Annotated in this window: 18 protein-coding genes; 8 read left to right on the top strand and 10 right to left on the bottom strand. The window is 71.0% G+C overall.

The genetic code is table 11. From position 1 onward, the window contains the following. Positions 1-19: 19 nt before the first annotated feature. Genes ABD151_RS02805 through ABD151_RS02790 form a run of 4 tightly spaced genes read right to left on the bottom strand, consistent with a single transcriptional unit; the run spans position 20 to position 5,489 of the window. Positions 20-514 carry a beta-class carbonic anhydrase gene (locus tag ABD151_RS02805; protein WP_343991119.1) on the bottom strand — a complete coding sequence of 165 codons (495 nt, stop codon included), beginning with the start codon at positions 512-514 and terminating at the stop codon, positions 20-22. A gap of 29 nt (positions 515-543) precedes the next feature. Further along, positions 544-2,259: an MFS transporter gene (locus ABD151_RS02800; protein ID WP_343991117.1), complete on the bottom strand. Its 1,716-nt coding sequence runs from the start codon at positions 2,257-2,259 to the stop codon at positions 544-546. Positions 2,260-2,284: 25 nt separating this feature from the next. Continuing rightward, on the bottom strand, positions 2,285-3,007 hold the full coding sequence (locus ABD151_RS02795) for an LppX_LprAFG lipoprotein (RefSeq protein ID WP_343991115.1): 723 nt from the start codon (positions 3,005-3,007) through the stop codon (positions 2,285-2,287). A 4-nt stretch (positions 3,008-3,011) separates the two neighbouring features. Continuing rightward, a complete protein-coding gene (locus ABD151_RS02790; RefSeq protein WP_343991113.1) occupies positions 3,012-5,489 on the bottom strand; it encodes a DNA gyrase/topoisomerase IV subunit A in 2,478 nt (825 codons plus the stop codon). 93 nt (positions 5,490-5,582) lie between these two features. On the opposite strand from ABD151_RS02790, the gene ABD151_RS02785 reads away from it, so the two are divergent. Genes ABD151_RS02785 through ABD151_RS02775 form a run of 3 tightly spaced genes read left to right on the top strand, consistent with a single transcriptional unit; the run spans position 5,583 to position 10,052 of the window. Continuing rightward, on the top strand, positions 5,583-8,312 hold the full coding sequence (locus tag ABD151_RS02785) for a bifunctional acetate--CoA ligase family protein/GNAT family N-acetyltransferase (RefSeq protein ID WP_343991111.1): 2,730 nt from the start codon (positions 5,583-5,585) through the stop codon (positions 8,310-8,312). 34 nt (positions 8,313-8,346) lie between these two features. Next, positions 8,347-8,940 carry a DUF5998 family protein gene (locus tag ABD151_RS02780; RefSeq protein WP_343991109.1) on the top strand — a complete coding sequence of 198 codons (594 nt, stop codon included), beginning with the start codon at positions 8,347-8,349 and terminating at the stop codon, positions 8,938-8,940. Further along, positions 8,940-10,052 carry an alkaline phosphatase family protein gene (locus tag ABD151_RS02775; RefSeq protein WP_343991107.1) on the top strand — a complete coding sequence of 371 codons (1,113 nt, stop codon included), beginning with the start codon at positions 8,940-8,942 and terminating at the stop codon, positions 10,050-10,052. The genes ABD151_RS02780 and ABD151_RS02775 overlap by 1 nt, the downstream gene beginning before the upstream one ends. A 76-nt stretch (positions 10,053-10,128) precedes the next feature. Here the strand turns inward: ABD151_RS02775 and ABD151_RS02770 are convergent, their stop codons facing one another. Further along, entirely contained in the window at positions 10,129-11,805 is a 1,677-nt protein-coding gene (locus ABD151_RS02770) for an AMP-binding protein (RefSeq protein WP_343991105.1), read from the bottom strand. A gap of 81 nt (positions 11,806-11,886) precedes the next feature. Further along, positions 11,887-12,546 carry a thymidine kinase gene (locus ABD151_RS02765; RefSeq protein ID WP_343991103.1) on the bottom strand — a complete coding sequence of 220 codons (660 nt, stop codon included), beginning with the start codon at positions 12,544-12,546 and terminating at the stop codon, positions 11,887-11,889. Positions 12,547-12,603: 57 nt separating this feature from the next. Here ABD151_RS02765 and ABD151_RS02760 point away from each other — a divergent pair, with 57 nt between their 5' ends. Further along, a complete protein-coding gene (locus tag ABD151_RS02760) occupies positions 12,604-13,425 on the top strand; it encodes a sulfurtransferase (RefSeq protein WP_343991101.1) in 822 nt (273 codons plus the stop codon). Here ABD151_RS02760 and ABD151_RS02755 read toward each other — a convergent pair whose 3' ends face one another. Together ABD151_RS02755 and sepH are read right to left on the bottom strand one after the other, a co-directional pair. Next, complete coding sequence (locus ABD151_RS02755; RefSeq protein ID WP_343991099.1) at positions 13,426-15,384, bottom strand: SDR family oxidoreductase; 1,959 nt, start codon at positions 15,382-15,384, stop codon at positions 13,426-13,428. A gap of 39 nt (positions 15,385-15,423) precedes the next feature. Beyond that, complete coding sequence (sepH, locus tag ABD151_RS02750; protein WP_343991097.1) at positions 15,424-16,413, bottom strand: septation protein SepH; 990 nt, start codon at positions 16,411-16,413, stop codon at positions 15,424-15,426. A 119-nt stretch (positions 16,414-16,532) separates the two neighbouring features. Between sepH and ABD151_RS02745 the strand changes: the two genes are divergently transcribed. Beyond that, entirely contained in the window at positions 16,533-17,159 is a 627-nt protein-coding gene (locus ABD151_RS02745) for a trimeric intracellular cation channel family protein (protein ID WP_343991095.1), read from the top strand. A 1-nt stretch (position 17,160) separates the two neighbouring features. Here ABD151_RS02745 and ABD151_RS02740 read toward each other — a convergent pair whose 3' ends face one another. Together ABD151_RS02740 and ABD151_RS02735 are read right to left on the bottom strand one after the other, a co-directional pair. Further along, a complete protein-coding gene (locus ABD151_RS02740) occupies positions 17,161-18,465 on the bottom strand; it encodes a D-arabinono-1,4-lactone oxidase (protein ID WP_343991093.1) in 1,305 nt (434 codons plus the stop codon). Beyond that, positions 18,462-19,646: an MFS transporter gene (locus ABD151_RS02735; protein WP_343991091.1), complete on the bottom strand. Its 1,185-nt coding sequence runs from the start codon at positions 19,644-19,646 to the stop codon at positions 18,462-18,464. The genes ABD151_RS02740 and ABD151_RS02735 overlap by 4 nt, the downstream gene beginning before the upstream one ends. 70 nt (positions 19,647-19,716) lie before the next feature. Here ABD151_RS02735 and ABD151_RS02730 point away from each other — a divergent pair, with 70 nt between their 5' ends. The 3 genes from ABD151_RS02730 (at position 19,717) to ABD151_RS02720 (ending at position 22,016) form a co-directional block, all read left to right on the top strand. Next, positions 19,717-20,802 carry a ferrochelatase gene (locus ABD151_RS02730; RefSeq protein WP_343991088.1) on the top strand — a complete coding sequence of 362 codons (1,086 nt, stop codon included), beginning with the start codon at positions 19,717-19,719 and terminating at the stop codon, positions 20,800-20,802. Then, positions 20,799-21,599, top strand: a complete 801-nt coding sequence (locus ABD151_RS02725; RefSeq protein ID WP_343991086.1) for an inositol monophosphatase family protein — start codon at positions 20,799-20,801, stop codon at positions 21,597-21,599. Before ABD151_RS02730 ends, ABD151_RS02725 begins: the two co-directional genes overlap by 4 nt. A 126-nt stretch (positions 21,600-21,725) precedes the next feature. Next, a complete protein-coding gene (locus tag ABD151_RS02720) occupies positions 21,726-22,016 on the top strand; it encodes a DUF4193 domain-containing protein (RefSeq protein WP_343991084.1) in 291 nt (96 codons plus the stop codon). Positions 22,017-22,055 lie beyond the last annotated feature (39 nt).

Below are 22,055 nucleotides of genomic sequence, written 5' to 3'. Positions count from 1 at the left end.
CGTCGGTCGATCGGAAGGCTCAGGCCTTCTGGTGCAGGAGACCGGTGTCGACGTCGTAGATGAAGCCGGCGATCTTCACGGTCTCGGGGATGAGCGGGTGCGAGCGGACCTTCATCACGTCGTGACGCAGGGCGGCCACCTGGTCGGTGATCACGTGGATCGGCTGCCAGGTGGTGTCCTGGCCGGTCTTCTCGTCGAGCAGCGCGTGGAACTCGGCCTCCGAGCGGCTGGCCATCGCACAACGGGTGTGCGGCACCACCAGGATGCGCTGCACGTTGAGCAGGTGCGAGCCCAGCACCAGCGCCTCGAGCGCGGCCTCGGTCACGCGACCACCCGGGTTGCGGAAGATCTTCGCGTCGCCGTGCGACAGACCGAGCATCCGCAGCGGGTCGATGCGGGAGTCCATACAGGTCACCAGACCGATGCCGGCCTTCGCGACGCCGTCGAAGCCGCCGAGGTTGAAGGAGTCTGCGAACGCGCGGTTCGCCTCTAGCAAGTCGTCGAAATCAGCCACATCGCGAAGATACTCCTGCGGCCGGCGGTCTAGTGCAGCGGGCCCGGGTGGTGGACCTCATGGGTGTCCGCGCCCCGGAAGAGCAGCAACGCCAGCAGCCCGGCGACGAGCACACACCCGGCCGCACCGAGGAAGACGGCGTGCTCCTGGGCGAGTGCGGCAGCCGTGCCGCAGCTGCTCTCGCCGCGCTCCAGGCAGGCGTCGCGGGCGACGGCGAAGCGGCGCAGGCCCAGCGTGGTGAGCGCGGAGATGCCGACCAGCATGCCGACCATCCGGGCCACCACCACCAGCGCGGAGGCGACACCGTGCACATCGTCGGCGGTGCTGGCCAGCAGGGCTGCGTTGACCGGCGCCAGCGCGAGCCCGAAGCCGAAGCCGCAGATCAGCAGCACGGCGGTCGTGGCCACCTCGTCGTTGAGGCTGGTGGCGTCCCACTGCGCCATGCCGACGAAGCCGACGGCCGCAAGCACCATGCCAGCAGCGGTGATCAGTGCGGCGGAGTGCCGGCGCGAGAGCCAGCCACCGACGATGGCGCCGATCGGCAGGGCGACCAGGAACCGGACCAGGACCAGCGCCGCGAGCAACTGCGACTCGCGGTGCACCGTCGTCCTGGCGAAGATCGGGATGTCGATCAGCGCCGCGATCAGGCCGGCGCCGATGAAGAAGCTGACCCCCAGCGCGCCCCAGGCCGGACGGGCGCTGATCGCGTCGTGCGGCACCAGCGGGTTCGCGGCTCGCCGCAGGTGCGCCACCAGGAGCACCAGGGCCACCGCGGAGCCGAGCAGGAACCAAGGGCCCTGCTCGGAGAAGACCTGAACCTCCGGGTCCGCGGTGGCGAAGGCCAGGATCACCCCGCCGAGCGCGATGGCCAGCAGGATCGCGCCGAGCAGGTCGGCCTGGCGCAGCGACGCGCCCCAGCTCCGGACGTCGACCAACGGCCTGGCCGCGAAGATGCAGCGCAGGCAGAGCGCCAGCCCGCTGAGGATCACCGTCACGCCGATCGGCGTCAACCAGATCCCGTCGCCGGCGTACGGCACGAAGATCTGGCCCCAGGTCAGGTCGCGGCGGATCGGCCCGGGGCGCAGCGCCAGGATGGTGAAGGAGACCACCAGCACCACGGCCGCGGCCAGGCCGAGCCAGTCGAGGCGCCACCACGGCCTGCGGTCACGCTGCTCGGCCGTGCGGCGGGTCAGCGCGGCGATCGCGAAGGCCAGCACGACGCCGACCAGCAGGTTGATCGCGAAGATCATCTGCCACGGCGCGAACGCCAGCACCGCGGCTCCGAAGAGCGGGCCCAGCACGCTGCCGATCTCCTGGACGGCGGAGACCACGCCGAGCGGAATGCCGCGTCGATGCGGGGGATAGAGGTCGGCGACCAGGGCCAGCGTCGCCGGCACCAGACCACCACCGCCGACGCCCTGCAGGAAGCGGCCGGTGACCATCGTGGTCATGTCGAAGGTGAGGGCGGTGATCAGCGAGCCGACCGCGAAGACCCCCAACGACATCACGAGCACCGGGACCCGGCCGCGCAGGTCGGCGATCCGCCCGATCAGCGGCAGCATCGCCACATAGCCGAGCAGGAACCCCGACACGATCGGGGCAGCGCGCTGCAGCTCGCTGATCGGGATCTGGACCGTGCCCATCATCTCCGGCAGGGCCAGCACCACCACATAGGTGTCGGCGGCCGCGAACGCGACCGCGACAGCCGCCATCGCGAGCAGCAGCCGCGGCGCGCGGTCGATCACGCCGCGCTCCTGGTGGCGCCGAAGCTCACGGCGCGGTGATCTTCTGCGTGGTGCCGTAGTCGTCGAAGCTGACCGTGTAGGTCATCGGGTCGGTGTCGGCATAGAAGACGCCGGTGATCGCCATCGAGCGCAGCTCGCCGTTGCCGGCGATCTGGTAGACGACGTCGAAGGTGTCACCCGACGCGGTCGGCACCAGGACGGTGACGTCGTCACCGGCCAGGGTGCCGGTGTACTCGGTGAGCACCTCGTCGTTGTTGCTGCCGCCGCGCACGGAGTCGCCCTCCTCGACGTCCCCGGTGGAGACCAGGAGGTCGGAGAGGCCACCCTCGGTGGCGATCAGCTGGGCCGGGTTCGGTGCGCCGATCTTGCCGGGGTCGAGCTCCTGGAAGGCGTTGCCGAGCAGCGCGATCTTCACCCAGACGGTGTCCTCGATGGCCACCACCTGGCCGTTCTGGGTGAGGCCGGAGAGGCTCGCCACGATGTCGCCCTCGAATGCTCGCGGGTGCACGGCGACGCCGCTGGCCCCGGTCAGGACGATTCCGGGCGCGTTGGCCGGCAGGTCCTCGGCCTTCAGCTCGAGCTGGACCCCGCTGGTCTCGTCGAGGGTCTTCTTGGCGAGGTCGAGGGCCTCCTGGGGCGAGTTCTCCTCGCTGACCGGTCCGTCCTTGTCGTCCTGCCCGACGCAGGCGCTCAGGCTCAGCGCCAGGACCAGGGCAGGGGCGAGCAGCAGCTTCTTCGTTCGTGCCATGTGCTCAGCCTTCCACAGCAGTGGTGCCGGTGACCTGCGAAGCCACCGGGGAGGCACAGGCCGCGATCGGCTGCGCGATCGGCAGACCGGAGCCGTCGCGCCGGTAGTCGAGCTCGGGCAGGTCGATCGGGGCGCCGCTCGCCGCCGCAGCCCGGGCCGGGTCGGGGCCCGCCCAGGCGAAGATCAGCACGTCCTCGCCCTTCAGGAAGCGGTGGCACCGGACGCCGCCGGTGGCGCGGCCCTTGCTCGGGTACTCCGAGAACGGGGTGACCTTGACCGAGCCGGTCTCGGTGCCCGGCAGCGAGCTGCCGGCACCGGCACTGGTGACGACGACGCCGTCGGTGTCGTTGAAGGCGCCGAACCAGATCACCTGCTGCTTGTCGGCCACCCTGATCCCGGCGATGCCGCCACCGGTGCGGCCCTGGGGCCGGACCTGGTCGGCGGTGTAGTGCAGCAGCTGGGCGTCGGAGGTGACGAAGCAGAGCGTCTCGTTGCCGGTGCTCAGCTGGACCGCGCCGACGACCTCGTCGCCGTCCTTGAGCGAGATCACCTCCCACTCGTCGCGGGTCAGGATCTCCGGGTTGACCCGCTTCACCACGCCCTGCTTGGTGCCCAGGGCGATGCCGGGACCGTCCGGATCCAGCGTCGCCAGGCAGAGCACCCGCTCGCCCGGGTTCAAGGAGAGGAACTCCGAGAGCGGCAGCCCGCCGGAGAGGTGCGGATCGTTGGCGGTCGCCGGCAGGGTCGGCAGCTCGAGGACGCCGAGCTTGACCAGGCGCCCGGCGGAGGTGATCACGCCGATCTCCCCGCGGGCACTGGTGCGCACCGCCGACATGACCACGTCGTGCCGGGCCCGGCCGCCACCCTCGCCGGGGGGAGAGGCGTCACTGCTGCGGGCCAGCAGGCCGGTCGAGGACAGGTAGACGAAGCACGGGTCGTCGGCGACCTCGAGGGGCGTCGCCGCTGCGGTGGCGGTGGCGCCGGAGGACTCCAGCAGCACCGTGCGCCGCGGGTTGCCGTAGGTCTTGGCGACCTCGGCCAGCTCGTCGCTGACCACCTTGCGCAGCAGCTTCTCGTCGTTGAGGATCGCGTCGAGCTCCTCGATGATCCGGCGCAGGTCCTCCTGCTCCTTCTCCAGCTCGAGGCGGGAGAACTTGGTGAGCCGGCGCAGCGCCATGTCGAGGATGAAGTCGGCCTGGATCTCGCTCAGCTCGAAGATCTCCATCAACCGCTCCTTCGCGGCCGGGGCGTTCTCCGAGGAGCGGATCACCTGGATCACCTCGTCGATGTCCAGGATGGCGATCAGCAGACCGTCGACCAGGTGCAGTCGGTCGGCGGCCTTCTTGCGGCGGAAGACCGAGCGCCGCCGGACGACGTCGAAGCGGTGGTCGAGGAAGACCTCGAGCATCTGCTTGAGACCCAGCGTGCGCGGCTGGCCGTCGACCAGCGCCACGTTGTTGATGCCGAAGGAGTCCTCCAGCGGCGTCTGCTTGTAGAGCTGCTCGAGCAGCGCCTCGGGGTGGAAGCCGTTCTTGACCTCGATCACCAGGCGCAGACCGTGCTCGCGGTCGGTGAGGTCCTTGATGTCGGAGATGCCCTGGAGCTTCTTGTTCTGGACCAGGGTCTTGATCCGCTCCATCACCTTCTCGGTGCCCACGCCGTAGGGCAGCTCGGTGACCACGATGCCCTTGCGGCGCGGCGTGACCGACTCGATCCGGGCGGTGGCACGCATCTTGAAGACGCCGCGACCGGTCTCGTAGGCGTCCTTGATGCCGTCCAGACCGACGATCTTGCCGCCCGTGGGCAGGTCGGGGCCGGGGATGAAGCGCATCAGGTCGTCGAGGGTCGCGGTCGGCACCTTGATCAGGTGCCGCAGTGCCTGCACCACCTCGACGAGGTTGTGCGGAGCGATGTTGGTGGCCATGCCGACCGCGATGCCGGTGGTGCCGTTCACGATCAGGTTCGGGATCGCCGCCGGCAGCACGCTCGGCTCGAGCTCGCGGCTGTCGTAGTTGGGCCGGAAGTCGACGGTGTCCTCGCCGATCGACTCGGTCATCGCCACCGCGGCCGGCGCCATCCGGCACTCGGTGTAGCGCATGGCGGCGGGGGAGTCGTCGGGCGAGCCGAAGTTGCCGTGCCCGTCGATCATCGGCAGCCGCATCGACCAGGACTGGGCCATCCGGACCAGGGCGTCGTAGATCGCGCCGTCGCCGTGCGGGTGCAGGCGACCCATCACCTCGCCGACGACGCGGGCGCTCTTCACGTGACCGCGGTCCGGGCGCAGGCCCATGTCGTTCATCGTGTGCAGGATGCGGCGCTGGACCGGCTTGAGCCCGTCGCGCGCGTCGGGAAGCGCGCGCGAGTAGATCACCGAGTAGGCGTACTCAAGGAAGGAGGAGCGCATCTCGTCGCCGACGTCGATGTCGAGGATGTGCTCCTCGAAGTCTTCGGGGAGCGGCGGTTGGGTGCTACGTCGTGCCATGGGGGACATTCTCACGTGTCGGTGGGAAAGTTTCGCGGTGGGCACGCCGCCCAGGGGTGAGTAGCCGTGGCCACACCCGATAGATTGACGACTGTGACCTCGACGGGCAGCCAGAACCTTGAGCCTCCGCGTCATTGGGAGGCGGACGTCCTCCTGATCGACGGTGCTTCGGCCCACATCCGGCCGATCCGGCCCGATGACGCCGACCTGTTGGTCGACTTCTACTCCCGTGTCTCCGACGAGTCGAAGTACTACCGCTTCTTCTCGCCGATGCCGACGCTCTCGGACCGCGACGTCTCCCGCTTCACCCACGTGGACCACCGCAACCGGGTGGCGTTCGTGGTGCTGCTGGCCGGCAAGATGATCGCGGTGGGTCGCTTCGACATCGTCGAGCGGCCCACGGCCAGCCAGCCGGCCAAGCCGGTCTCCGCCGAGATCGCCTTCCTGGTCCAGGACGCCCACCAGGGCCGCGGGATCGCCCAGGTCCTGCTCGAGCACCTCGCCCAGGCCGGCCGGGAGGTCGGCGTGGAGCGCTTCGTGGCCGAGGTCCTGCCCGACAACCGGCGGATGATCGACACCTTCAAGGACGCCGGCTACCACGTCGCCGGTGGCTTCCAGGACGGCGTGATGAGCCTGGAGTTCCCGATCACCCCGACCGAGACCGCGATCGGGATCATGGAGCATCGCGAACACCGCGCAGAGTCGGCGTCCATCGCCCGCTTCTTCCAAGCCCGCTCCGTCGCGGTGATCGGTGCAAGCCGCCGCCAGGACACCATCGGTCAGGCGCTGGTGCGCCACCTGGTGACCGGCGACTTCACCGGCGTCGTCTACGCGGTCAACCCGACCGCCGACCCGGTCTCCGGCCTGCCCGCCTACCGCTCGGTGACCGAGATCCCCGGCGACGTCGACGTCGCTATCGTCGCGGTGCCCGCGAACTCGGTGCAGGACGTGGTCCTGGACTGCGCGGCCAAGGGCGTCAAGGGACTGGTCGTCATCTCGTCGGGGTTCGCCGAGACCGGCGACGAGGGTCGTCGCCGTCAGCGCCGCCTGGTCGGCCTGGCCCGCTCGTACGGCCTGCGCCTGATCGGCCCCAACTGCCTGGGCGTGATCAACACCGACCCTGACGTCTCCCTCAACGCCTCGCTCTCGACGCTGATGCCGCCGCGCGGGCGGGCCGGCTTCTTCTGTCAGTCCGGTGCGCTCGGCTCGGCGATCCTGGAGAAGGTCTACAACCGGGGTCTGGGCCTGTCGACCTTCGTCAGCGCCGGCAACCGCGCCGACGTCTCCGGCAACGACCTGCTCCAGTACTGGGAGGAGGACGCCTCCACCGAGGTGGTCCTGCTCTACCTGGAGTCGATCGGAAACCCGCGCAAGTTCTCCCGGATCACCCGTCGGGTCTCGCGCCGCAAGCCGATCGTCGCGGTCCGCTCCGGACGCACCACCCAGGGTGTGCCGATGGGACACGCGGTGCGCACCATCTCCGCGCCGCAGCAGGCCGTCGACGCGATGTTCCGCCAGGCCGGCGTGATCCAGGTCGACACCCTGGACGAGATGTTCGACGTCGCCCAGCTGCTCGCCCACCAGCCCCTGCCGCGCGGACGCCGCGTCGCGGTGGTCGGCAACTCCGACGCGCTGGGGCTGCTGGCCACCGACGCCGCTGCCGCGGTCGGCCTGGTGGTGAACTCCTCGGTCGCGCTCGGCGCGGACGCCACCGCCGAGGACTTCGAGGACGCCCTCGACCGTGCCATCGACGACCCCGAGGTGGACTCGGTCGTCGCCGTCTACATCCCGCCGCTCAACGTCTCGGGCGAGGAGGTCGCCAACGTCCTCGCCGCGGTGGGCGAGCAGTCCGACAAGCCGCTGGTCTCCACCTTCCTCGGCGCTGAGGGCGTCCCCGAGCTGCTCCGGGTGCCGGACGTCGCCGGCTCGACCGCGGGGCGCGGCTCGGTCCCGTCCTATCCGGCCGTCGAGGCGGCGGTCCGCGCACTCGCCCACGTCGTCGAGTACGCGGTCTGGCTGCGCACGCCGGAGGACGAGCGCGCCGACGAGACGACGCAGCCCCCGCTGGAGGCGAAGAAGCTGATCAACACGGTTCTGATGGAGTACCCGGAGGGCCGCCAGCTCACCTTCGAGGAGCTGCGCGAGCTGCTCGGCCACTACGGCATCGCGGTCTGGGAGGCCCACCCCGTCGAGACCGTCGAGGAGGCGATCCAGGTCGGCGAGGACCTCGGCTGGGACGTGGTGGTCAAGGCCACCGCCGACCACCTGCGGCACCGGCCCGACCTCGCCCACGTCTGGCGCGGCATCGACAGCCCGGAGGAGATGCAGGTCGGCTGGGACAACCTGACCCAGCTGATCAACGAGCCGGGCCGGGCCCGCTTCGTGGTCCAGAAGACGGCCCCGCCCGGTGTCCCGGTCGGCATCGCCGCGGTCGAGGACCCGCTCTTCGGCCCGGTGATCTCCTTCGGCACCGCAGGGCCGCTGACCGAGCTGCTCGGCGACAAGGCCTACCGGGTCCCGCCGCTGAGCCTGCACGAGGCCCGGGCGATGACCCGCGAGATCAAGAGCTCGCCGCTGCTGTTCGGCTACCGCGGCAGCGAGGTCGTGGACGTCGACCAGATCGAGCAGCTGATCATGGCCGTGGCCCAGGTGAAGAACGACTTCCCACAGGTGCGCAGCCTCGACCTCTCCCTGGTCCTGGCCGGCGCGACGTCGTCGACGGTGCTCACCGCCGAGGCGCGGGTGGAGCCGGTCGCCGACCTGCGCTCGGACTGGTTCGTGCGGCGGCTCAACCGCAGCTCCGATGACACCCTGCCGGGCTGATCGTCGCGTCGGAGCGTCGTGACACACTTCGGGTATGCGCAACAGCGGACTCTTTGACCCTGCCTCGGTCGCGGCTGCCCTGCGGGCGGCGATCGAGCACACCGGCTACTACCCCGAGGTGGTCAGCGACGGGGTGAATGCGGCGCTGGCGGGCGAGGAGGTCATCTCCTGGTACGTCCACCACGAGCCCACCATCGAGCGCGACGAGGTGCGTCGCCACATCACCGTGGTGGTGCTGACCCCGAGCCGGCTGATCCTGGCGCACACCGACGAGCACGCCGGCGACGACCTGCTCCCGGCCCCCTACACCTCCACCTCGACCGAGGCGATCGCGTTGAGCTCGGTCCGCTCGGTGGTGGTGACCCGGATGGTCGCGAACCCCACCTCGGGTCCGCAGCCCGCGGCGGAGGCCGTGGTCACCATCGGCTGGGGCGCGGTCAGCCGGATCGACCTGGAGCCGGCCGGCTGCGCCGACCCGCACTGCGAGGCCGACCACGGCTACACCGGCGTGCTCGCCTCCGACGACTTCACCCTGCGGGTCTCGGCCGCCGCCGAGGGCCCGGACGCCGTGAACTCGCTGCTCTCCTTCGCCGGCGCCCTCTCGGCCGCCACCCAGGGCAACCGCTAGTGAGCTCGCCGCTCGTCGTCCCGGCCTATGCCGACCGCTCGTTGGCGGACGTCGTGCCGGCGGTCGCCTCGGCGTTGGGGGCGACCCACGGCGGGCCCGCGGGCCTGGTGCTGCCCGACGCCTCCTCCTACGTGATCCTGCTGATCGACGGGCTGGGGGAGCGGCTGCTGCAGCGCTACGCCCACGTCGCGCCGTTCCTCAGCTCGTTGAGCGGGCGTCCCGGAACGGCCGGCGTGCCGTCGACGACGGCGACCTCTCTGACCTCGCTGGGCACCGGGCTCGCGCCGGGCCAGCACGGCCTGGTCGGCTACACCGCTCGGGTGCCGGGCACCGACCAGCTGCTCAACCACCTGCTGTGGGATCAGGAGATCGACCCCGAGCAGTGGCAGCCGCACCCGACGGCGTTCTCGGAGCTGACCCGGGTCGGCGTCGCGGTGAGCAACGTCAACAAGCGGCACTTCGACGGCTCCGGCCTGACTGTGGCCGGTCACCGCGGGGCCACCTTCATCGGCGCCGACCTGGTCGGTGAGCGGATCGCCGCCGTGGTCGCCGCCGCGGCCCTGGCGCCGGCGCTTGTCTACACCTACGAGGGCGACCTCGACTACACCGGTCACCGTCATGGCGTCGCGTCGGCGGAATGGCTCCAGCAGCTCGCCGCGATCGACTCGACCACCGAGCAGCTCCGCGAGGCGCTGCCGTCCTCGGTGCGGCTGCTGGTGGTCGCCGACCACGGCATGATCGACTCGCCGGCCGAGCGCCGGATCGACGTGGACACGACCCCAGGTCTGCGTGACGGCGTGGTGCTGCTGGGCGGCGAGGCGCGGTTCCGGCACCTCTACTGCCGCAACGGCGCGGTCGCCGACGTGGTCGCCACCTGGCGTGAGCGCCTGGGTGAGGACGCCACGGTGCTGACCCGCGACGAGGCGATCGGGCGGGGCTGGTTCGGCCGCGTCGAGGAGAACGTGGTGCCCCGCCTCGGCGAGGTGATGGTGGCCTGCCACAGCGACTTCACCGTGGTCTCCAGCCGGGACTTCCCCCTCGAGCAGCGACTGATCGGCTTCCATGGCTCGCTCACCGAGGACGAGATGCGGATCCCGATCCTGCTCGCCTGACCCATCCGGGCCGTCAAGCCGAACGAGCCCCCGCCCCTGCCCGACGTCGGGCAGGCACGGGGGCTCGAGCCGGGGCTCAGCCGACGAGCTGGGTGCGCCCGTGCTCGGCGTACTCGGCAAGCAGGCGCTCCACCGCGCTCTCGTCGAGCGGGCGGTAGCCCTCGGGGGTGTGCTCGAAGACCGGGTCGCTGGTGCGCCACAGCTGACGGCGCAGCGCCGGCTTGTCGACCTTGCTGGTCGCCGTCACCGGGAGGTCCCGGGTCACCCGGAGCAGGCGCGGCGCCCACTTGGTGCCCATGTCCTTCTGCTCGGCCAGGAAGGCGGTGAACGCCTCCGGGTCGAAGTCGGGGGCCTCGACGGTCAGCTGCAGCGTCGCCATCACCAGGTCGCCGGTGCGCGGGTCGGGAACCGGGTAGACCGCGGCCACGCTGACGCCGGGGTACCGGGCCAGGATCCGCTCCACCGGCGCGGCGGCGAAGTTCTCGGAGTCGACGCGGAGCCAGTCGGCGGTGCGGCCCGCGTAGTAGAAGAAGCCGTCAGCGTCGCGGTAGGCGAGGTCACCGGTCCAGAAGTCGCCGTCGCGGAGCTTGTCGGCCGCCGCCTCCGGGTTCTTGTAGTAGCCCTCGAACATCGAGGCGGCATTGCGCGAGACCAGCTCACCGATCGCGGCCTCCATGTTCAGCAGGACGCCGTTCTCGTCGAACTCGGCGGGCGGGCAGAGCTCGCCGTCCTCGTTGACGACCTCGGGGAAGTGGCCCACCTGCGGCACGCCCAGGGCGCCCTCGGGGGTCTCCGCGGTGTTGATGATGTAGCACGCGCCCTCCGACGAGCCGTACGACTCGTAGACCGGGGTGTTGAAGCGGCGCAGGAACTCGGCCCGGTCCTTGGTGGAGGCCTCGGTGCCGAAGCCGAAGCGCAGCTTGTTGTCGGCCTCGGCCTCCGACTCGGGCTGGGCCAGCACGTAGGCCAGCGAGCGGCCCACGTAGTTGAAGAAGGTGGCGCCGAACTTCTGCACGTCGGGCAGGAAGCCGGAGGCGGAGAACTTGCGACGGATCGCCAGCGCACCGCGGGCGTTGATCGCCGGGCTCCAGGCGCTGAAGAGCGCATTGCCGTGGAAGAGCGGCATCGCGTTGTAGGCCACGTCGTCGGGGCCGAAGTCGAAGATCGAGACCTGGGTGACCCGGGCCCAGCGGCCGGTCGTGCAGATCACGGCCTTCGGCGCACCGGTCGAGCCGGAGGTGAAGAGCAGCACCAGCACGTTGGACGGGTCGAGTGCCTCCGCGGTCGCCTTGGCCGGCGCCTCGGCGTGCTCTGCCAGCAGTGCCTGGTACTCGGGGCTGTCGCTGCGGATGATCTCGCGCGCGCCGGTGTCCAGTCCCTCGAGCAGCCCCGCGTAGGCGGCGTCGACGACGATCACGTCGACGTCGGTGCCGCGGATGTCGCGGGCGAGCTCCTCGCCGCGTCGGGTCGGGTTGATGCCCACGATGGTGGCGCCGCTGAGGGCGGCACCAGCGAGCAGGAACAGGTACTCGGGGGTGTTCTCCAGCAGCACGCCGACGTGCCAGGGCCGGTCGTCGCCGGGGCGCTTGGCCTGCATCCACGACGAGCGGACGGCGGCCTCACGCACCAGCTCGCGGTAGCTCCACTTCGAGTCCTCGAAGAGCAGTGCGGTGTGGTCGTCCTCCGCGCGCGAGAGGAAGACCTCCGCCATGGTGGGCAGGATCTGATCAGGAATGGTGCCGACGCTCGTCATGAGCACAGAGATATCAGGTGCGGCGTAGGTCACGTCGCCGCCGGATTCAGTGAGCGGGACCGTTGCCGCTCCCTGTTCCACTCAGCCGAAGGGCAGTGGCTCCGGGGCCATCGATACCGCTCGTGCGCGGGCCGCGGTGAGCCGCCGGCGGTGGTGCTGACGGCACAGCACCTCATAGGAGACGTCGACCTGTTCGGCCCGCTCCCGCTCGTTCTCGATGTCCCCGACGACGACCACCTCGCCCTCGGTGATCATCACGCCGTTCTCGGTGCGCGCGTTGTGGGTTGCCCGCTTCCCGCACCAGCACAGCGCCTCCACCTGGAGCACCTGGAGCCGGTCCGCGAGCTCGACCAACCGGGCGCTGCCCGGGAAGAGAGCGGTGCGGAAGTCGGTGAGGATGCCGAAGGCGAAGACGTCGATCTGGAGCTCGTCGACGACCTTGGCCAGTTGGTCGATCTGCGCGGGCGCGTAGAACTGGGCCTCGTCGCAGATCAGGTAGTCGATCCGGCCGCCGTGGGTCAGCGTGTCGACCACGTAGCGCCAGAAGTCGAAGGTGGCGTCCACCTCGATCGCCGCGTGGGTGAGCCCCAGGCGCGACGACAGGGTCGCCTCGCCGGCGCGGTCGTGGGTCGTGAAGATCCGCCCGATCCGCCCTCGCGCCGCGTGGTTGTGGTTCGTCTGCAGCGCCAGCGTGCTCTTGCCGGAGTCCATCGTGCCCGTGAAGAAATTCAGCTCAGCCATCGCCGGACATCATGCCAGTTGCCGGGCCGCTCGGTCCGCATCGGGCAGACTCGGCACATGGGATTCTCACCACTGATCTCCGTCGCCGAGCTGGCGGCCGACCGCGGGGCCTACGACGTCCTCGACGTCCGGTACCGGCTCGGTGGTCCGCCGGGGGCCGACGAGTTCGCCGCCGGTCACCTGGCGGGGGCCCGGTACGTGGACCTCGACACCGCCCTGGCCGCGGCACCGGGTCTCGGCGGACGGCATCCGCTGCCCGATCCGGCCGTCTTCGTCGCGGCGATGCGCGCGGCCGGCGTCCACAACGACCGCGGCGTCGTGGTCTACGACGACTGGTCGGGCCATGCCGCGGCCCGCGCCTGGTGGCTGCTGCGCCACTACGGCCACCGCCGCGTGCAGGTCCTCGACGGCGGTTGGCCGGCCTGGCAGGCGGCGGGCCTGGAGACCGCGACGGGACCGGCGCAGTCCGCGGTGGGCGACTTCGACGGCGTCCCCGGGGAGATGCCCACCGTCGGCCCCGACGAGGTGCTGGAGCTCGCGCGCCGCGGCACCGTGCTCGACGCCCGGGCCGCGGAGCGGTACCGCGGCGAGGTCGAGCCGGTCGATCCGGTCGCCGGGCACATCCCCGGTGCGCTCAATGCGCCCACCAGCGCCAATCTGGAGGCCGATGGGCACTTCCTCGGGGTGGATGCACTGCGCGACGTGTACGCGGCGCACGGCGTGGCGCCGGGAGTCCCGGTCGGGGTCTACTGCGGCTCCGGGGTGACCGCTGCCCACGACGTCCTGGCGCTGGAGCGGATCGGGGTCCGCGCGGCGCTCTACCCGGGGTCGTGGAGCGAGTGGGTGAGCGACCCGACCCGGCCCGTCGCCCGGGGCTGACTACCAGTGCACGCCGCGGAAGAGCCGGGCGAGCATCACCTGCTCGCTCTCCCGGCCACCGCCGGCAGCCGCTGAGTCGGGGAAGACCTGGTACGCCAGGTTGAGCACCCGGAACGAAGCGCGCGGTGCCACCGTATGGGCGACGGCGCCGGCGTTGCCGAGCATGGTGTTGAGCTCGTGGGGCCGCTCCACCAGCGCGGTGATCACCTGATCCGCCGCCTGGGCCGGGGAGATGGTCGGGAACTTCCGGTAGATCGTGGTCGGCGCGATCATCGGGGTGCGGACCAACGGCATGTGCACGTTGGTGAAGGTGATCCCGTCGCCGACCAGCTCCGAGGAGACGACGTTGCTCCACGCGTCGAGGGCCGCCTTGGAGGCGACGTAGGCCGAGAAGCGCGGGGGATTGGTCTGCACGCCGATCGAGCTCACGTTGACGACGTGGGCACGGCGCTGCTCGCGCATCATCGGCAGCAGGCCCATCACCAGCCGGATCGCCCCGAAGTAGTTGAGCTGCATGGTGCGCTCGAAGTCGTGGAAGCGCTCGAGGCTCAACCGGATCGAGCGGCGGATCGAGCGGCCGGCGTTGTTCACCACGTAGTCGACGCTGGGCAGGTCGTTGCGCAGGGCCGTGCAGAGCTCGTCGATCGCGTCCAGGTCGGCGAGGTCACAGGGGTAGACGTGGGCCTGGCCGCCGGCGAGCTCGATGCTGACCCGGAGCTCCTCCAGGCTCTCGCGGCCCCGCGCCACCAGGACCGGGATCCCGCCGGCCTGGGCGACCTTCAACGCGGTGACCCGCCCGATGCCCGACGAGGCGCCGGTGATCACCACGTGGCGTCCCGCCAAGGCCTTGCGGGCCTGAGGGTCACGGGCGGTGCCGCCATCGAGGTGCCCCTCCCAGTAGTGCCACAGCGCCGCGGCGTAGGAGTCCAGCTCCGGGACGGCGATCCCGCTTCCTGCCAGCGCCTTCTCGGTGCGCCGGCTGGTGAAGGTGGGCACGAAGCTGGTGTGCGCCAACACCTCGGCCGGAATGCCGACCCGCTTCGAGGCACGCCCCAGCACCGCCTGCACGGGGTCGGCTCGCAGCGCCTGGGTGAGCAGGCCACGCGGGCGGTCCAGCGCGCTGATCCGGTCCAACGGCGTGGCGAAGCGCGGGGCGCCGGCGGCACGGCAGAAGGCGTTCACCATCTGCACCACGGGCTGCGGCTCGGGGTTGACCAGATGGAAGGTGTCGGTGCCTGGGTCGGCGACGTGCGCCAGCCGGTCGATCGCCTTGGCCACGTAGTCGACCGGGACCACGTTGGTGTCGCCGAGCTCCAGCCCGATCAGCGGCAGCCAGTTGGGGAAGGCGTCCCGCAGCCGCTTGAGGATGCCGAAGAAGTAGTACGGGCCGTCGACCTTGTCCATCTCGCCGGTCTCGGAGTGGCCGACCACGATCGCGGGGCGGTAGACCCGCCACGGAACCTGGACCTGCTCGCGAACCATCCGCTCGGACTCGAACTTGGTGCGGTGGTAGGGAGAGGGCAGGTGCTGGCCCTCGTCGAACATCGCCTCGGTGAACTCGCCGCGGTGCTCGCCGGCCACCGCCACCGACGAGACATGGTGGAAGGTCCCCGCACGCAGCCGGGCCGCGAGATCCAGGGCGCGTTCGGTGCCGGCGATGTTGAGCTCGTCGTTGAGCGCAGCATCGGCGGTCATGTCATAGATCGCGGCCAGATGGAAGAAGTGCTCGATCCGGTCCTGCTGGGCGTCGATCCACGCCTCGTCGACACCGAGTGCCGCGCTGCGCAGGTCCCCGACGACCGGCGTGACCCGGCCGGGCCAGCGCTGGGCGAGGATCTCGAGTCGGTCGAGCGAGGACTCGCGGCAGAGCACGAAGACCTCGGCGTCCGGTCGCGCCAGCAGCTCGGCGACCAGGAAGCGGCCGATGAAGCCTGTGGCGCCGGTCACGAAGTAGGCCATGGCCGAAGGCTAGCGGCCTGAACGGCTCCGCGTGGGCGGTTACTCCTGCTTGCCGCCGCCGAACATGATCTCGTCCCAGCTCGGCACCGAGGCGCGCTTGCGGCGGTTCGCCTTGCGCGGCGCGGGCTTGGCGGGCTCGGGCTCGGCCGACTCGGCCTGCGGCTCAGCGGCCTGCTCGCGGGCGGCGTCCGACGCCTGCTCCGGTGCCGGGGCGGACGGCGTCGCCTTCGCGGCGGCCCGGACGGTCTCGCTCAGGTCCACGGTCGGCTCGTCGGCGTCGGGCTCGTCGGCCTGCACGAGCGCGATCGCGTCGGCACCGAGCGGCTCCTGCTCCTGCTCGGGAGCCGGCGCGAACTCGTCGTCTTCGCCGAGCGCGAGCTGGGCGTCGTCGGCGCTCTGCCGGGCCTGGCGGAACCGGGCCAGATCGTCGCGCGGCGCCTGCGGCTCGGGCCGGTTGACCGGCTCGCCGACCAGCCAGCGCGCCTCGTCGTCGTCGGCGATCACGTAGTTGCCGGGCACGTCGAAGGAGAAGTGGCCGGTGCCGGAATGGCTGCCGGCGCTGTAGACGGCCTCGAGCGTCCACCGGCCGTCCTCGCGGCGCCAGGCGTCCCACTCGACGTTGGCGGCACGGACGTTGTGGGGACGGAGCTGGGCGGCGACGGCGTCGCCGAGGGTGCGGGCGCCGGCGTCGCCGCTCTTGCGTCGCACCGAGGAGCGTTGGGCACGGTCGGCGATGTGAGCGCGCTCGGCAAGCACCGGCCCGGCGAAGGCCTCGATCTTCTCCACCGTGGTGTTGGCGGCCTGGGCCACCGCCTCGGGGGACTCGCCGGCCCTGATCCGCGCCTGGATGTCGCGAGGGCGGAGTGTGCTTTCCATTCGGGTCTCCATCCGTCCGGGTCGTGCAGTCGTGCCGCGAACTGCGGCCCGGAGTTTGGCGTCGAGGGCGAGGGAGAACTCCTCACCTGAGTCGCTGACCAGGAGCAGACGCTCGTTGTCCTCGCTCAATCCTGCGAGCGTGAGGTGCAACATCGGTCCTGGTCCTTCTCCTCGTGTCTTCTCGGTTCTTCTCGGCTGAGCCTACGCCAGCGCGGGGAGCGACTGGTCCACCCTGGGCGGTGTGGCCCGATTCCAGGGGTTAAGTTCAGCGCATGCACGCCGCCGACCTGTTGATCGTCCTGGACCTCGCAGGCATCTTCGTCTTCGCGATCTCCGGTGCCCTGGTGGCGGTCCGCAAGCACCTCGACCTGTTCGGCGCCCTGGTGCTCGCCAGCGCGACCGGACTGGGCGGCGGATTCCTGCGTGACGTGCTGATCGATGCGACGCCCCCTGCGGCCCTCGCCGACTGGCGCTACCTGATGGTCCCGGTGGCTGCCGGCCTGATCACGTTCGTCTACCACCCGCAGCTGGGACGCGCGGAGAACGCCGTCAACTTCTTCGACGCCTTCGGCCTCGCGCTCTTCTGCGTCACCGGCACCAGCAAGGCGATCGAGTACGGGCTCGGTCCGGTTCCGGCCGCATTGATGGGGATGGTGACGGGGATCGGCGGCGGGATGCTGCGCGACGTGCTCGCCGGCCGGGTCCCGGTGGTCTTCCGTGAGGAGCTGTATGCGACGCCCGCGCTCGCCGGCGCCGCCCTGGTCGCCGTCGGACACGAGCTCGGCATCTCCTTCTGGGTGACCGCTGCCATCGGTGGCCTGGTCTGCCTGGTCTGGCGGCTGCTGGCGATCGTGCGCCAGTGGCACGCGCCGACGCCGCGCGGCCCGGCCAGCGTCTGACTCAGTCGCCGAGCACGCGCCGCAGGTAGCTGTTGGCGAAGACCCGCTCCGGGTCGAGCCGCTCGCGCAACGCGAGGAACTCCTCGAAGCGTGGGTACGCCTCGGCCAGGTCCGCGGCGGTGCGAGTGTGCACCTTGCCCCAGTGCGGGCGACCGCCGTGGGCGACCATGACCTCCTCCATGGCGCCGAAGTACGCGCGATGGTCGGTGGCGGCGTTGACGTGGAACGCCAGGTACATCGACTCGCGCCCGGTGGAGGTGCCGAGGGTGATGTCATCGGCCGGGGTCTGCCGGATCTCGACGGGGAAGCTGATCGCCCAGTCATGGCGCTCGATCACCGCCCGGGCCTCGCGGAGCGCGGTGAGCCCGGCCTCGCGCGGAACCGCGTACTCCATCTCCCGGAAGACGACCTTGCGCGGCGTCGTGAAGACCCGGTGCGGGACGTCGCTGTAGCGACGCTCGCTGAGCATCCGCCCAGCCAACCGGTTGAAGGCCGGCACCCACTGCGGGCGCCGGTTGCCGATGGCGTTGATCAGCCCGAACGCCGAGTTGGCGATCAGGTCGTCGTCGAACCACGAGCGCAGCCTGGACAGCGGCTCGGCCGGCTCCCGGTTGGCGTCCAAGCGATTGTTCGTCTTGACCTGCATGCACTCCGAGTGCGGGAACCAGTACAAGTCGCAGTGGTGGTTCTCGGCGATGAGCTCGTCGTAGCGGGCCAGGCCCTCGTTCCACGAGATCGGCATCTCGTGGGCCTCGAGCAGGCCCAGCGGCTCGACGTCGAAGGTCAGCGTGGTGAGCACGCCGAGGGCACCGAGCCCGATCCGGGCGGCCGCGAAGACGTCGGCGTTCTCGGTGCGGGAGGCACGCAGCAGCGTGCCGTCCCCGGTGACCAGCTCCAGGCCCGAGAGCTGCGCGGAGAGCGATGCCTTGAGACCGCCGGTGCCGTGGGTGCCGGTGCTGGTGGCGCCGGCCAGCGTCTGCTCGGCGATGTCGCCCATGTTGTGCAGCGAGAGGCCGAGGCGCTCGAGCTCGCTGTTGAGCAGGTGCAGGGGAGTGCCCGCGCGCGCGGTCACCGTCATCGCGGCGCGGTCGACCGAGAGGATGCCGCTCTGCCGGTCCGGCTTGAGCATGGTGCCCTCGGGCGCGCTGATGCTGGTGAAGCTGTGCCCGGTGCCGACCATCTTGACGGTGCCGCCACGCTCCGCAGCGCGCTGCACGGCACGCACCACGGCCTCGGTGCTGTCCGGCACGACGACCTCGGTGGGCGTCGCCGTCTCGAGCCCGGACCAGTTGCTCCAACCACTCATGCGGGTGAGGGTACTGGAGCGCGACCCAGCCAGGCGGCGATCGCACCGATCAGGCCGGCGACGGCGGGAACGAGGTAGGCGGCCGAGCTTCCGTAGTGGTCGACGACGATGCCGGCGATGGTCGCTCCGGGAGCGACTCCGATGCCCATCGCCGTGTGCAGCACGGCCATCCCCTCGGTCAGCCGGGCGTTCGGGACGGCGGCCGCGGTGAGCGCCAGCGCCGCGATCAGCGTCGGCGCGATCGCCAGGCCGCCGATCAGCAGGAAGAAGGCCATCAGCCACATCGAGTCGACGACGGTGAGCGGCAGCATGGTGGCGCCCAGCATCAGCACGCCCCACCGCACCCGGCGCTCGGGGCCGGAGCGCCAGGTGATCGCCCCGGCGACCAGGCCGGCGGCCAGGCTGCCCAAGGCCCAGACGCCGAGCAGCGGGCCCGACCAGGCCTTGGCGCCCTGGTCCTCGGCGAAGGCGACGGTGGTCAGCTCGGCGGCGCCGAAGATCACGCCGAGGCTCGCGCAGACAAGCGCCATCGGCGCCACCGTGCGCCACGGCATCGGCGGCCGCACGGCGTCGGCGGTCCGCGGATGCGCGGGCGGCTCGGTCCGGCGTTGTGCGGCCAGGGCCAGTGTGCCGAGCAGCCCGCAGGCCCCGGCCACCGCCAGGCCCGCGACCGGGTGCCACACGGTGGCCAGGGTCGTCACCACGGTCGGTCCGAGGACGAACAGGCACTCGTCGATCACCGACTCCAGGGCGAAGGCGGTCTGCAGCTTGCCCTGGTCGTCCAGGACGTGGTTCCAGCGGGCGCGCACACAGGACCCGATCTGGGGCAGGGACCCGCCCGCGACGGCCGCCGCCACCAGGGTCACGGCCTGGGGCTGGTCCGTCTGCACTGCCCACACCAGCGCGACCAACGCCACCGAGTACAGGAGTTGGGCGGCGGGCAGCACCCGGAACTGGCCGTAGCGGTCGACGAGACGGCCGTGCACGATGGCCAGCGCTGCGTTGGCCAGCAGGTAGGCGGCCGCGACGGTGCCGGCCTGGCCGTAGGAGTCGCTCGCCGAGGAGATCAGCAGGACGATGCCGAGGCTGACCATGGAGACCGGGAGCCGGGCGATGAAGCCGCTGAGACTGAAGATCGCGGCACCCGGGACGGTCAGGATGCTGCGGTAGGTGGACAACACCCCGCAAGGGTCGCAGATGACCCGGCCGGTGGGTCTCGGCACCGGGTCGGCGCTCACTAGACTGAGCGCCATGCACTCGGACTCCACGCCGTATGACGCCCTCCTGCTGGTCTCGTTCGGGGGCCCGGAGAAGCCGGAGGACGTCGTCCCGTTCCTGGAGAACGTCACCCGTGGCCGGGGCATCCCGCCGGAGCGCCTGGTCGAGGTGGGCCAGCACTACTTCGGCTTCGGTGGCCGGTCGCCGATCAACGACCAGAACCGGGCACTGATCGAGGCGTTGCAGGCCGACTTCGCGGCTGCCGGCCTCGAGCTGCCGATCTACTGGGGCAACCGGAACTGGGAGCCGTACCTGGCCGAGACCCTCCAGCAGATGGCGGACGACGGCATCAAGCGGGCCGCCTGCTTCGTCACCTCCGCCTACTCGTCGTACTCCGGCTGCCGGCAGTACCGCGAGGACCTCGCGCGGGCCGTTGACGCCGTGCCGGGCGCCCCCGAGCTGGACCGCCTGCGTGCCTACTTCAATCACCCGGGCTTCATCGAGCCGGTGGTGGACGCCACCCTGGCGGCGCTGGCCACCTTCGACCCGAGTACCCGTGAGCAGACCCGGCTGGTCTTCGTCACGCACTCGATCCCCGACTCCATGAACGCCGGGTCCGGGCCCGAGGGCGGTGCCTACGTGGCCCAGCACACCAGCGCGATGGACGAGGTGGTCGAGCGGGTCCGCGCCGAGACCGGCCACCGCTATCTGCACGATCTCGTCTTCTGCTCCCGCTCCGGCCCGCCCCAGGTGCCGTGGCTGGAGCCCGACGTCAACGACTACCTGGAGGAGGTCGCGGCCGCCGGCTCCGCTCCGGTCGTGGTGATCCCGTTCGGGTTCATCTCCGACCACATGGAGGTCATCTACGACCTCGACACCGAGGCGGCGGCGACCGCTGAGCGGCTGGGGCTGCCGTTCGCCAGGGCGGCCACCGCGGGCATCGATCCGCGGTTCGTGGCGATGGTCCGCGAGCTGGTGCTCGAGCGCGCCGCCACCGTGCGTGGCGAGGAGCCCCGCAAGTCCGCGGTGGGCTCGCTGCCGGCGTGTTGGGACCTGTGCCGTCCGGACTGCTGCCCGAACCCTCGCGCACCCCAGCCGGCGCTCGGACAGCTGGGATGACCTCTCCGGCCGACCACCTCGCGCTGGCCCGCCGGATCGCCGTCGAGGCTGCCGGCTTCGTGGCGCGCTCCCGGAGCGCCGGCGTCGAGGTGGCGGCGACCAAGTCGAGTCCGGTCGACGTGGTGACCCAGGTCGACCGGGACACCGAGCAGCTGATCCGCGCCCGGATCGCCGCGGCTCGCCCCGACGACGCGATCCTGGGCGAGGAGGACGCCGACCGGGCCGGCAGCAGTGGGGTGCGCTGGATCGTCGACCCGATCGACGGCACGGTGAACTTCCTCTACGGCCTCGACCAGTACGCCGTCTCGATCGCCGTCGAGGAGGACGGCGTGGTGGTGGCGGGTGTGGTCGTGAACGCGGCGACCGGCGTCGTCTACGAGGCGGCTCGCGGCGGCGGCGCATGGCGCGACGGCACCCGGATCGCGGTCCGGGCTCCCGCCCCGGTCGCCGAGCGGCTGGTGCTGACCGGCTTCAACTACGAGGCCGAGACCCGGCAGGTACAGGCCGCGGCGGCGGCCCGGTTGATCCCGCAGGTCCGCGATCTGCGCCGGCTCGGCTCCTGTGCCCTGGACCTGTGCCACGTCGCCGAGGGCGGTGCGGACGCCTACGTCGAGGAGGGCGTCGCGCTGTGGGACTACGCGGCCGGTGCGCTGATCGCGCAGGAGGCCGGCGCACGCCTGGAGGTGACCCTCGGGAGGGGCCGGAAGATCGCTGTCGTCTGTGCTCCGGAGCATGGCTTCGCGGCGTTCCGCGAGCTCGTCGTGGAGTGCGGATTTCTCCACCAAGTTGGGGAATAGTCGACCCCGCTGCTCCGTTGGTGCAGAGCGTCGTGTGAAATGCGCGTGCAGATCGCGCCGTTATGGTGCACAATCTGGCGCCGAAGTGCGACGAGCTGAGCCGATGTTGATGGAGTGGAGAGGTTCATGGCGACCGATTACGACGCCCCGCGTAAGAACGAGGAAGACCAGAGCGAAGAGAGCATCGAGGAGCTCAAGGCCCGGCGCCATGACAAGAACTCGGGCAAGGTCGACGAGGACGAGACCGAAGCCGCCGAGTCCTTCGAGCTGCCGGGTGCCGACCTGTCCCACGAAGAGCTCTCCGTGGAGGTCAAGCCGAAGCAGGACGACGAGTTCACCTGCATGAGCTGCTTCTTGGTTCACCACCGCAGCCAGCTGGCAGACGCCGACAAGATGATCTGCCGCGACTGCATCTGAGCAGCAGCAGCGCAACGACGACGAAGCCCGCCCTCGGGG

The organism is Nocardioides dubius (assembly GCF_039528155.1).
In the GTDB taxonomy this organism is placed as follows: Bacteria; Actinomycetota; Actinomycetes; order Propionibacteriales; family Nocardioidaceae; genus Nocardioides; species Nocardioides dubius.
The sequence above is the reverse complement of the archived record's forward strand: the minus strand, read 5'-3'. Positions and strand labels throughout refer to the sequence as shown.